10 protein-coding genes are annotated in these 12,345 nt (G+C 59.1%); 6 read left to right on the top strand and 4 right to left on the bottom strand.

Features of this window, described 5'->3' with window-relative positions:
- Positions 1-3: 3 nt before the first annotated feature.
- Positions 4-435 carry a DUF2231 domain-containing protein gene (locus LB543_RS20810; protein ID WP_140756537.1) on the bottom strand — a complete coding sequence of 144 codons (432 nt, stop codon included), beginning with the start codon at positions 433-435 and terminating at the stop codon, positions 4-6.
- 340 nt (positions 436-775) lie between these two features.
- Positions 776-1,525 (bottom strand): Crp/Fnr family transcriptional regulator, encoded by a 750-nt coding sequence (locus tag LB543_RS20805; protein ID WP_224615381.1) that lies wholly within the window; start codon positions 1,523-1,525, stop codon positions 776-778.
- 1,104 nt (positions 1,526-2,629) lie between these two features.
- On the opposite strand from LB543_RS20805, the gene LB543_RS20800 reads away from it, so the two are divergent.
- The 6 genes from LB543_RS20800 to LB543_RS20775 are packed head-to-tail and all read left to right on the top strand — an operon-like array spanning position 2,630 to position 9,906.
- Complete coding sequence (locus tag LB543_RS20800) at positions 2,630-3,625, top strand: glycosyltransferase family 2 protein (protein WP_140812736.1); 996 nt, start codon at positions 2,630-2,632, stop codon at positions 3,623-3,625.
- Entirely contained in the window at positions 3,622-5,412 is a 1,791-nt protein-coding gene (locus LB543_RS20795) for an ABC transporter ATP-binding protein (RefSeq protein ID WP_140812735.1), read from the top strand. The genes LB543_RS20800 and LB543_RS20795 overlap by 4 nt, the downstream gene beginning before the upstream one ends.
- 4 nt (positions 5,413-5,416) lie before the next feature.
- Positions 5,417-6,640 (top strand): glycosyltransferase family 2 protein, encoded by a 1,224-nt coding sequence (locus LB543_RS20790; protein ID WP_224615380.1) that lies wholly within the window; start codon positions 5,417-5,419, stop codon positions 6,638-6,640.
- Positions 6,637-7,935, top strand: a complete 1,299-nt coding sequence (locus LB543_RS20785; protein ID WP_224615379.1) for a glycosyltransferase family 2 protein — start codon at positions 6,637-6,639, stop codon at positions 7,933-7,935. Before LB543_RS20790 ends, LB543_RS20785 begins: the two co-directional genes overlap by 4 nt.
- Positions 7,932-8,672, top strand: coding sequence for a class I SAM-dependent methyltransferase (locus LB543_RS20780; RefSeq protein WP_140812732.1), 741 nt, complete (start codon positions 7,932-7,934; stop codon positions 8,670-8,672). Before LB543_RS20785 ends, LB543_RS20780 begins: the two co-directional genes overlap by 4 nt.
- A gap of 13 nt (positions 8,673-8,685) precedes the next feature.
- Positions 8,686-9,906 carry a glycosyltransferase family 4 protein gene (locus LB543_RS20775; protein WP_224615378.1) on the top strand — a complete coding sequence of 407 codons (1,221 nt, stop codon included), beginning with the start codon at positions 8,686-8,688 and terminating at the stop codon, positions 9,904-9,906.
- Positions 9,907-9,925: 19 nt separating this feature from the next.
- Here the strand turns inward: LB543_RS20775 and galE are convergent, their stop codons facing one another.
- Positions 9,926-10,900, bottom strand: coding sequence for a UDP-glucose 4-epimerase GalE (gene galE, locus LB543_RS20770; protein WP_224615377.1), 975 nt, complete (start codon positions 10,898-10,900; stop codon positions 9,926-9,928).
- Positions 10,897-11,871: a UDP-glucuronic acid decarboxylase family protein gene (locus LB543_RS20765; RefSeq protein WP_224615376.1), complete on the bottom strand. Its 975-nt coding sequence runs from the start codon at positions 11,869-11,871 to the stop codon at positions 10,897-10,899. The genes galE and LB543_RS20765 overlap by 4 nt, the downstream gene beginning before the upstream one ends.
- Positions 11,872-12,345 lie beyond the last annotated feature (474 nt).

Here is a 12,345-nt window from a genome sequence, read left to right as displayed (position 1 = left end):
CGCTCATTCGACCGCCTCCACGGGAGCGCGGCCGGTGCTCCACCGCAGCAGCCACACGAGAAGCATGACGATCACTGCCGCCGCGGAGAGGATGAGCCCTGTCGGCACGACCGACGTCCAGGCGTCACGACTGTGCACCAGCGCGTTGAAGAGCGACAGCACAAGCACCACCAGGCTGCCGAACAGATAGGCCCAGCGTACTGGGAACATCCGACCGGTGAAGAGATCAACAAGTGCCGCAATCACCGCAAGCGCACCCATCACCAGACCGGCCAACAATAGCCATGCGGAAAAATCGGCCCACATCATCTCCGCGGTCCGCCAATAAGCGAGGTCAGTGAGGAGCGTGCCGATGAAACAGGCATTTGCGATCGCCATTGGCGCCCGATAGATCGGACGCCTGGCGACCACCGGCATTGATCGCGAATTGACCATGGACCTTCTCCACCCCTGCTCCAGATGGCACCTGGGCTTCAAACAAACCTGGAGTTGAGAGGTTCCGGGAACAGTTTTCGTTCAAGGACTTGTGATTGCCTGGCCAATGCCGATCAATGACGGTTCGGCGCACGCGAAGCCTGGGCGTGCTAAGTTTCGTACGCTTCTTACCAACCCTTTGACCTTTATTGTCAGTCTTCCCTGGACGACTAGATTGGCTAGGCGGCATTCTCAAACCATGCCGCAATGGCCGACGCGGGCTTAGGCAATGTGCCGTCACCGGCATCGCCGCGTCGGCCATTCCCGCAATTCCGGCCCTGCAACCCGGCAGCGATGGCGGTCAGTTGAGCGGACGGTCCTGCCTCGACGGGTTCTTTGAACCGAGGTCCCCGACCAGCCGGCGGTATTGCAGCTCGGGAGGGCCGTAAGAGTCCCGTGCCAGCATCATGAGACCATGCCGATCCCGGATCGTGATTTCGCCGCGGCGGGCTCGGATGTAGCCATGGCTCTCGATTGTCTGAAGCCCCACGGTAACCCCGGGGCGCCTGACGCCCAGCATGACGGAAAGGAATTCGTGGGTTATCGTAAGCCTGTCACCGACGGTTCGGTCGCTGCACATCAGAAGCCATCTCGCCAGCCGGACCTCCAGGCTGTGCCGCGCGTTGATCGATGCCGTGTAGCTCGTCTGGATATGGAGATATTGGACGTAGCGCAACAGGAACGGCCGCAAGGTAGGGCTATCTTCCAAGGCCTCGAGGAATGGCGCGGCGCTCATCCGTAGCGCTTCACTGGTGGACTGGACGTAACAATCGAAGCTTGCCAGGTCGTCGCCCATGATCAGCGCCGAACCGGTCATGCCTTCAAAGCCGATTATTCCGACCTCTGCTTCCGCCGTCACCGAAGCCTTGGCGACGACCGATGCGATGCCACTCTCCAAGAAATAGACGGCCTCGATCTTTTGGCCTTCGTTCTCCAACGGCGATCGCAACTCCAGAAAAACGCTCTTGAGATGCGGCCGCAGCCGTTCGAAATCGTCCGCGCTCATCCGGCGCAACAACTCGCTCTTGGCCTGCAGAACCTTGCGATCCACGAAATGCTCTCCACCTGGGCAAGAGCACTAGGATCTCTCGGCCGCCCGCGCCGCTCGAACGAGCGGACGGTGGCAAAACATAGACTGTCCCACCCGGCCAGCACTAGGCAGGCGGCGGTCTCGGTATGAAACCGACAGTAGCTGCTGTGGAAAAAATCGCAAGTTTCGTCGGCTATCCATCCTTCGCCAGAAGGCGAGCTTCCCTGAGGATCGAGGAGCGGTCGAACCCTATCAGCAACACTATGTCACGTATCTGCTGTTCCGTAGCGCCCGATTCCCGGGCAAGTGCACGCACGACTTCGGCCGCTAGACCGGGGCGTTCAGGGTCTTTCGCCATGACATCCTAGCCTCACGCTGGGGCAGGAGTGCGATGGTCGCTCCCAAGCGTCAACGCCCGTATTGTGCTGCTGACGACCCTTTTTTGTACGCTTTCATACTGAACTTAGCGAATCAATTCGACCGAGCCCCGCTCGGGCGGTTCCGCCGTGCCGTTTGTCTTCGCCCACAAGCTCTTTGCAGATGACATCCACCGATTTTCGATCGGCTGGGTGAGCACCCCGTTGCGCTTCCTGGCGCGGCGCGCATCGTCCTGCGAAAAGAGCTCTGAAGGAGGCCTCTGCCAAAGTGGCGACCCCTCACCCCCGCCACAGCGATTGCGGCTGCTGTCAATGCTCGAGCGCGTGATGCGGTCGCCAATTCTGTCGCGCCGGCAGCACAAACGCGAGGTCGCAAAGGATTAGGGGCGGCAGCTCTATGGCGCGCTTCGAATGAGCAGCCGCCGTGGCAGCCGGGACTAGTGACCTTCCGGGTGCCTTCAATTGCTGTTTCCGACCGTAAAAAAAACTGATTTGGGAGGGCCTACTTTAGAGATATTTAAATTAGCAATTTGGTGCATTGCAGTATAATTTGATGTGCGGTGCAGCAGCAATGCAGCACGCTGGTTTCGGGAGGTGACGCCGCTTTGGGTTTTGCGGCAAAGAATCTGCGCCCCAGCGCGAATGTCTGCTCCGAAGGCGCGGCCGGTGGCGCCGCGTCATCGAGAAGCTCGGCGGCCTCGCCGTCACAATACCCGCATAGCCAATTGTCGCGGAGAAACAGAGGCCTATGATCCGAGACAATGCCACGGTGGGCGTTGTGGTGCCGATGTTCAATGCCGAACGAACCATTCGTGCGACCCTGAACAGCATCTGCAGGCAAGACTATCAGGCCCTTGACATCATCGTGGTCGACGACGGGTCGACGGATCTGTCTGCTTCAATTGTGGCCTCTTATGCCGAACAAGATCGGCGCATACGCCTGGTAGAGCAGTCAAACGCCGGCGTCGCGAAAGCTCGCAACCGAGGCGCTGCTTCTACCGATGCGAGGTTCCTCGCGTTCATTGATGCGGATGATCTTTGGGCCCCATCCAAAATCGCGCTTCAGATGTGTGCCTTGCAGCAGGGTGGCTCTTCTGCAGGCCTGGCATATTGCTGGTTTGCCGATATAGACGGCGATGGCCGGGTATTCTCATTGCATAACCGACCCGACGCCGAGGGTCGCGTCCTCCAACGCATGTGCAGGACGAATTTTGTCGGCAACGGAAGCTCAATGCTGGTTCGACGCTCCGCATTTGAGCGCGTAGGAGGCTTTGATCCTTCCTTGAGGGCCAGGAACGCACAAGGCTGCGAAGACCTGCTGATGTGCCTTAGAATCGCGGAACATTACGAGTTCCGCGTCGTTCGTCAACACCTCGTGGGCTACCGGATGACAAACATCAACATGTCGAGCGATGTCATGCAGATGCTTCGTTCGTGTGAAATTGTGCTCGCCGAATTTCGCGAAAAATACCCGGAATTCGGGGGCGAGCTCGACGATCATCTGGTCGACATGCTGCATTGGCTCGCCGTGAGAGCGTTGATCTGCGGACGGCTTTCCGCAGCGTACGACCTGTTCAAGAGACTCGTTGTCCTGGAGCCGGGCACGGCTATTTCTCGTCTGCCGAACATGCTGGACATTTATTGCCGGGCCAGATTGGTCCCGCGCTGGATCAAAATTCGAGTGAAGAGGGTGCAAAACAAGAACGCCGAGTTCCAGCCTCACTACGCAGAGAGGATCTGGTGAACCTGTTCATGCAATTGCGGCGGCTTTTTCGCCTGTCAGCAGCGCCAGCGTGGGCTGGACCGACTGTGGTGGGGCTTGGACTGGTTGCGGCGGTTCTGGAAGGTGCCGGTCTCGTCCTGTTCATCCCGTTGCTGCAGAGCCTCGGAGCCTCGCCACCTCAGTCCGGTCGATGGCAGCCGGTATTTGACCAGCTCCTGTCGTCCATTCCGCAGCACCGCCTAACCGCGTTCCTGGTCGGAGCGCTGTGTGTCAGCATCATTCTCAAAAATGCGGTCCACCTTATCAACACCTGGGTGACCAGATATGTCGACGGCCTCGTTGCGCATCGGTTGCGATCCAGGGTTTTTGATCAGACGATAAGTTCGTGCATCGATTACCGGGTTGAAAACAGACGATCGGACATCATCACGACGATTGCCAATAATACCTGGAAGGTCAGCCAAGGGCTGAGCCTGGCCTATCGCTTGATGATCTGCTTTTGCACCTTCGTGGTCTTCGTTCTCTTGATGCTCTTGATCTCGGTTCGATTGACCTTTTTTTCCATGATTTTTCTGCTCTTCGGTGCAATGGCCATTCGCCTGGCCACGCGACGTGCAGACGAGACCGGCAAGGCCGTCGTCGAAGAAAACAAGCAGTTCGGCCTCAGGATGTGGGAAAGCATAAATTCACTGCAGTTGATCCGTGCCTTCGCTCAAGAAAACTACGAGCAAGATCGGTTCCTTAAGACATCGGACAGGGTGCGGCGCCGCCTACTGAGGCTCGACATGCTTTGGGCTACTCCCGGGCCGGTGTCCGAGGTATCGATCACGGTTCTGATCGGCGCACTCGTCGTCATTGCAGAGTCCGCAAGCATAGGAATCGCGGCGCTCGCCGCTTTCCTGTCGCTCCTTTATCGCCTCCAGGGTCCAACGCGGGAATTGCTGCAATCGAAGATCGCGCTGGACGGGCTTGCCGGCGCTATAGACGATGTGGACGATTTTCTACGCACAACGCAAACGCCCTTTCTCAGCCAAGGCAATCTGTCAGCCCCTCCACTCAGGACGGCAGTGGAATTCCGCGGCGTCTCCTTTCGTTATGCGCCAGATCAGCCACTTGCACTGCACGACGTCTCCTTCAGCATTCCCGCCGGCAAGACCACAGCCATTGTTGGAGAGTCGGGTGCCGGCAAGTCGACCCTCATGGTGCTGCTCTTTCGCTTTATGGACCCTACTTCAGGGGAAGTGCTTGCCGACGGCGTGCCGCTTTCGGGTTTCGAGTTGCGCAGTTGGCGCAAGCGACTGTCGTTGATGTCTCAGGAAGTGTACCTCTTCAACGATACCATCGCGGCCAATATCGCCTACGGCGATTTCGATACCAATCAGCACGACCTGCGCGAGGCGGCCCGCATAGCAAAGGCGGACGATTTCATCCGCTTGCTTCCGGAGGGCTACGAAACGCAGATCGGCGACCAGGGAATGCGCCTGTCGGGCGGCCAAAGGCAGCGGATTGCACTTGCCCGGACCATTCTTCGCAACCCCGACATTCTCCTGCTGGACGAAGCCACGAATGCGCTCGACGTTGAGACGGAACAGGCATTCCAGATCGCGCTCGAGCAGTACTCGCACAATCGCACCGTTGTGGTCATTGCTCACCGCCTGTCGACCGTCCAGGCCGCCGACCAGATCATCGTCATGTCCAAAGGACGGGTGATCGAAGTCGGTTCGCCGGATCAACTCCTGAAGCGACCGGGTCATTTTTCAAAACTTCACGGGTTTCAACACGGACGTGTTGCCGTGGGAACGAACTAAGACGATGGGCTACAAAATTGTCGACGTCGAGTTGTCAAGTCCGCTGGCGCCGATTGAGCTTGGGCCGCAGCAGGATGGCGTTGGTCTCATTGCCCGCTGGCAGAACCGGCTTGTCGGGTTCGAGATGATCACACTCCCCACCACGGGGGTTCTTTCGGCGGAAAGACTGAGATCCATTGCCGATCAACGCTTCGCCCCCCGTGTTCTCGTTGCCAAAATGGAAGAGGAGTTGCGGCGACGAAGACCGGTAGCGGAGCCGGCATTGCCGAGCCTCTCAATCGCGATTTGTACGAAAGACCGCGCCGAACGTCTTTCCCGGCTGCTGGCTTCGCTCGACGATATCCGCCGGAAGTCCGCTTTTCCGTTCGTCGAAATCCTGGTCGTGGACAATGCGTCCGCGGATTCGGCTACACGCGAAGCCGTCCAGCGCTTCAAAGACATTCGTTACGTTTTCGAGCCGAGGGCCGGGCTTGATTTTGCAAGAAACGCAGCTGTTCGTTCCGCGTCGGGCAGCATGATCGCCTATCTGGACGATGACGTGGTCGTTGATCGCAACTGGCTTGAGGGCCTTGCCAAGGTTTGCCGGGATCATCCCGGTGCCGGCGGCTTTACCGGCTTGGTGCTGCCGCTTCGCCTCGACACAGAGGCCCAGATCTTTTTCGAACAGCGAGGCGGATTCGGCCGCGGCTTCAACCGCAATGAATTCCACAACGCCCGATTTGACAACCCGCTGCATCCGGTCGGGTCTGGTATTCTCGGCGCTGGCTGCAACATGGCCTTCGACCGCGCACTGCTCCTTTCGCTCGGAGGGTTTGACGAAGCGCTCGACACTGGAGCACCGCTGCCTGGCGGTGGCGATCTCGACATTTTCTATCGCGTGCTGCGTTCAGGCCGGTCCATGGTCTACGAACCAGAGTACGCGGTTTACCATGAGCACCGAGAGACGATCGACCAATTGAGACGGCAATATTGGACGTGGGGCCTTGGTATGATGGCCTTCCTTGTCAAAAGCCGTCGGACTGACGCAGCGCTCAGAGCACGGCACCGCGCCATGGTTCTCTGGTGGTTCTTCGATCGGCTGAAAGTGCTGGCACGCGCGGTGCGCAAGCTTCAAGGTCGGGATTTCCGTTTCGCCATTGCAGAGCTGTGGGGCGGCATTCACGGCCTTGCAGGCGAATATGATCGCTCGCGTGTCCGCGTGCAGGCGATTCGGGAGCTGAACCAGTGAGTGGCGGCGCCTTCCGTATCAGGCAAATCGATCTCGGCTCTCCCGATGCGGACGTCGAGGCGGGCGATACTCCTTCGCTATCGATTTTTTGGTGGAAGGACTTGCCGCTGGGAATGCGAGCGTCCTTGCCTGACGAATTGCCATACACAGAGGCACGCTTGAGGCAGCTTGCAGCGGAATTTTCGGCAGCACAATTGGCTGCCCGCAGCATCAGACTGGGCGCCCCGTTGCGGGCGACTTATGAAGGATGGCCAAAGTCCGTGCTCTCTTTGACTGCAGCGCTCGATGCCAAGGATCTCGTCGGTTGCCTCGATGAGCTTGCAACTGCGTCGTCCGCGCCCGCGCAGCACATCTCGGTGGTCATTTGTACGCGTGATCGCGGCCCCGCGCTGGCGCAGTGCCTTCAAAGTGTTGCCAGGCAGCGCAGCGCTCCCGGCGAAGTCATCGTCGTTGACAATTCGCGCGACGCCAATGCATGGCCAGTATGTATCCGCTTCCCCGACATCCGTTACGTTCACGAGCCACGCCCCGGGCTGAGCGCTGCCCGATCCGCCGGCATTCGTGCAAGCCGTCGCGATATCATCGCCTTCACAGATGACGACGTCGAGGTCCATCCGGGCTGGACTGCCGAAATCGCGCGTGCCTTTGCAGAGTGGGACGTCGAGGCATTGACCGGCCTGGTGCTGCCAGCCCGGCTCGATACGATTGCCCAACGCCGCTTCCAGTTCGACATGGGCGGTTTTGGCACCACCTTCGTGCCGCTTATCTTCGACCAACGCTTCTTCGAGGAGACTCGGCCAAGCGGAGCGCATGTCTGGAAAATCGGCGCCGGGGCCAATATGGCCTTTCGGCGATCTGCCTTCGATCGGGTAGGCTCGTTCGACGAGCGCCTCGGCGCCGGTGCTGCCGGATGTTCGGAGGATTCGGAGCTATGGTACCGGCTTCTGGCAACAGGAGGGGCTTGCCTTTATGAACCCCGGGCCGTCGTCTTCCATCATCATCGCCGCGACTGGCCGGGCTTTAGGCGGCAGATAAAGGCCTATATGAAGGGCCACGTCGCAGCTCTCGTCGCACAATATGATAATTTCGGGGACCGCGGAAACATCGACCGTATCTGGAAGCAGCTACCTGCATATTTCGTAAGAACATTCGTCAAGACGCTTTTCGAAGGCCCCCCCGGCAGGATCGGAATCCTGGCGGCAGAAGTCCAAGGCTGGCTGGCGGGTCTCCAGTTTCTCTTGCGTTTCGGCTGGCGAAAACGGCGAACATCAAATTGGCTGAGGAAAACCCGATGATCCGCAAGGCGTCGCTCGGACAGTTCCTGTCTCGAAATCCATTTCCAAACAGCCTGACGGACGGCCTTTTTTACCGTGAGAAGATGCGGGCGATTCATCGCGTTGCGCCCGTGACGATCGAGGGGCCTGGGCGGATATTGGAAATTGGGGGCGGCCGCAGCGGACTGGCAAGCATCCTCTACCCGAAGGCGGACATCGTTACCCTCGATCTCGATCCCGAGTTGGGCAAGCACCAGCCAGATTGGGCAAGGTCGACCTTCGTCTGCGGCGATGCCTGTGACCTCCCCTTCCCGGATGACAGCTTCGACGTCGCGACGCTCTTTGACGTGCTTGAACATATCGAGGATGACCGCAGCGCGGCACAAGAGGCCTTGAGGGTCGTGCGACCCGGCGGGTATGTTCTTGTCTCGACGCCGCATGCCGATTGGCACTACCCGTATTTCCGCATCATGAAGCCCTATTGCCCGCATGAGAGCGAACTGATGCAGGAATGGGGTCACGTCCGGCGCGGCTACCGGGATCCGGAACTCGCAGCGCTCTTCGACAGTGCGCCGGAGCGCCGGGCCACGTTCATCAACCCGGTGACGGCACTCTTTCACGACATCGCATTTTCTCGTCTTGGACGCCGTCGCCGCAACCTTCTTTACGCTCTCGCAGCGCCCATAACGGCCGTCGGCTACGCGCTGCACCGACGCTCGACACGCGGCACGGAGACGGCCTTTTCCTGGCGCAAATGAATTCTCTGGGCAAATGATCGGCCGCGCTTCCCTTGTCATCGCTCTCTTTCCGTGGGGCGACGTCGTGGAGGAATTCCTCGATCCGATAGGGTTGCGGCTCAAGGATTTCGTCGAACAGATGACCGGCGGATGGCTGTTTGGTTACGCCTCCGCCCTACAGCTAGCCCGACACAGACCGGTCATTGTTTGCGCTTCTGAGCACGCCTCGGAGATAGAGTGCCACTACCATGCCGGAACGGGTGTGCCGATCTGGATTGTTCCTGGCAGACGCGCGCGCCAAGGTCACTCCGCAGCGGCTCACAGTCTGCGACGCTGGGCCGCGACGCCGCTCCCGGCGTTCCGCAAGGTTCTCGCCCGGTCGCAATGCGACGTAATTCTCGTTCAAGAATATGAGTACACCCGCTTTGATGCGCTTGCCTGTTTGGCGCGCCGTATGCGCATTCCGCTCTACGCAACCTTCCAGGGCGGAGACCGGACGCTCTCCTGGATTGAGGCGATTGCCAGACAGGCGTCGCTCCGTGCCTGCAGCGGCTTGATCGTTGCATCGGCTGCGGAGCGTGAACGTGTCGCCAAAGCCTACCCGCACATTGCCCTCAACATCGCAAATATCGCCAACCCGATCGATTCCAGCGAATGGAAAGCGATAGGGCGCCAGCAAGCGCGGCAAGCCCTTGGGTTGGCGCGTGAGGTTTTCGTCGTCGTCAACCACGGACGTATCGACATTCGTCGGAAAGGGCTCGATGTGCTCCTGAAAGCCTGGTCCTTCTTTGCCAGTGACGCCTCATCGGAACTGGTTATCATTGGCTCGGGGCAGGACCGAGACGTCTTTGCCAGGCTGTTGAGCGAGGCCAAATTGCCGAATGCAAGATGGCTTTCCCACTACACCACGGATCGATCGATGATCCGGCATTGGCTTTCAGCGGCGGATGCCTATGTCACGGCCTCCCGCATCGAAGGCATGCCAGTCGCACCGCTGGAGGCGATGGCCTGTAGCCTTCCGGTCATTGCTACCGACGCACAGGGTCTGCCCGACATTTTGGAAAACGGCGAAGCATCCGGCGGTCTCATTGTTCGGAGGGATCAGCCGGCAGAAATTGCGCACGCGCTGAAGAAGCTGAAGGATGATCCGGGCATGCGGAACCGCCTCGGCCAAGCGGCGCGGAAGCGGATAGAGGAAAACTTCTCGCTCGGCGCAGTTTCTGGCGCTCTTGATCGTTGGTTGACCGCGCGGTAGCGCCTCTTGTGAAAGATCGTTACTGCCGGCTACGGTACCACGCCAGCGCCGTCTCGACGATCCTGTCGATACCGGATTGCTCGGGCACCCAGCCGAGTTCCCGCTCGGCCTTGCCGGCGGCGGCAACAAGCGCTGGAGGGTCGCCCGGCCTGCGCGGCCCGTAAGCTACCGGGAGGCGCACCCCCGAAGTTCGGCTCACAGCGTCGACCAGTTCGTTCACCGTCGTACCCGCCCCGGTTCCGAGATTGTAGACGTGGACGCCCTTGTCGCCGAGAAGCTTTTCCGCTGCCAGCACGTGGGCGCGGGCGAGGTCGACAACGTGGATGTAGTCTCTCACTGCGGTTCCGTCGCGGGTGTCGAAATCGGTGCCGTTGATGGTAAAAATACGGCCCGGCCTCAGTGCGGCTTCAATGGCAAGCGGAACGACATGTGTTTCGGGTTCATGCCTTTCGCCGATTTCGCCGTCGGGATCGCATCCGGCAGCGTTGAAATACCGAAGCACGACCGCGTCGAGGCCACGAGCAACCGATAGATCCTCCACCATCCTTTCGATGATGAATTTCGACCACCCGTAGGGATTGACGGGCGACTGCGGGTGCATCTCGTCGATCGGAAAACGAACCGGAATACCATAAGATGCGCAGGTGCTGGAAAAGATCAGCTTGTCCAGGCCGGCCTTCAGCATTTCCTCGAGCAAGACCAGGGTCCCGAAACTGTTGTTCCGGTAGTAAAGATCCGGCCGCTCGACGGACTCTCCGACATAAGCGTAAGCAGCGAAATGAGCCACCACGTCCGGCCGATACTGGTGGAGGGCTGCCGCCACGGCCGCGGCGTCGGAAATATCTGCCTCGATCAACGGTCCCCACTTGACCGCGTCGCGCCAGCCCCGCGAGAGATTGTCGTAGGCAATAACAGACCATCCGGATTGGGCGAACGCCTTGCAGCAGTGCGACCCGATATAGCCGGCCCCCCCAGTGACCAGGACTGTCTTCATTCGGCGGCGGCGTGCCGGACATGCCCAGACGAAGCCAGGTCCTCGAAATACGCAATGGTCTTGGCAAGGCCATTACGCAATGCGACTCTTGGCTTCCATTCGAGTTCGCGCGCAGCATACCCGATATCAGGCTGCCGCTGCTTTGGGTCGTCGACGGGCAGAGCCGAAAATCTGATTTTCGATCGACTTCCGGTAAGTTCGATCACAAGATTTGCGAGTTCAAGCACAGTGAATTCGACCGGATTGCCGAGATTGACAGGACCGGTGACATCGTCGGGCGTCTGCATAAGGCGAACCAAACCGTCGATAAGATCCTCGACATAGCAGAACGAACGAGTCTGCTCGCCCGTGCCGTATACCGTTATCGGCTTGTTTTGCAGCGCCTGCACGATGAAGTTGGAAACGACACGACCGTCATCTGGACGCATCCTCGGTCCGTAAGTATTGAAAATACGCGCTACCTTAATCCTCAGCTTGTGCTGTCGCCAATAATCGAAAAACAGGGTTTCGGCGCATCGCTTGCCTTCGTCGTAGCACGAACGAGGGCCAATCGGGTTCACTCTGCCCCAATAGTCCTCTGTTTGCGGATGAACTTCAGGGTCGCCGTAAATTTCGGAGGTGGACGCCTGCAGAATCTTTGCGCGAACCCGCTTGGCCAACCCCAGCATATTGATCGCACCATGGACGCTGGTTTTGGTCGTCTGAACGGGATCGAACTGATAGTGAACGGGGCTCGCAGGACAAGCAAGGTTGTAGATTTCGTCAACTTCTACGTAAAGTGGAAATGTCACGTCATGACGAATGACCTCGAACGATCTGTTGTCGAGCAGATGGGAGACATTTCTTCGGCTCCCTGTGAAGAAATTGTCGACACAAGCAACCTCATGACCTTCAGCGAGCAGCCGCTCGCACAAAAATGATCCCAGAAACCCTGCCCCCCCAGTCACCAGGACTTGTTTCGCCTGCTGCATTTTCGTGGTCTCCGATTCAGATTAGGCAAGCCTAATATTCTAACCCGGCGGCAGGACCATTTGCCACTGGCCTGCTTTCAATTTGCGTTACCGGCATGACATTGTTCTCGATGGGACCCGCTATCGCGGGCGCCGACCTCTCGGGCAATTCAACGCGGCCGAATGGAGCTGCAGGGTTGAGGCTCGATGGCGCCTCGTCTGGTCCGGCGTCAGCGGTTGCGGAGGTTTGCCAGATTGTTTTTGGGAGTGCGATTCTCGCGGCAGGCCAAAATACTCACTTACCGTGCAAGGCGGTTAGAACCGCATCTAGTCGAATACGCTCGCCCGGGACCCTCAACTTGGTTGCCGCGACGTCTGCTTTCGGGAACCCTCAAAGCGCGTCTCTCATGGCAGAGATTGGGAAGGGTTTCGGGTGCCGTCAGGCGTACGAAAGCCTCTCATGCAGGAACCCGCGGGCTACAGTCGATGTCTATG

Source organism: Mesorhizobium sp. ESP7-2, assembly GCF_020164715.1.
Taxonomy (GTDB): domain Bacteria; phylum Pseudomonadota; class Alphaproteobacteria; order Rhizobiales; family Rhizobiaceae; genus Mesorhizobium.
This window is presented reverse-complemented; position numbering and strand designations above follow the sequence as displayed.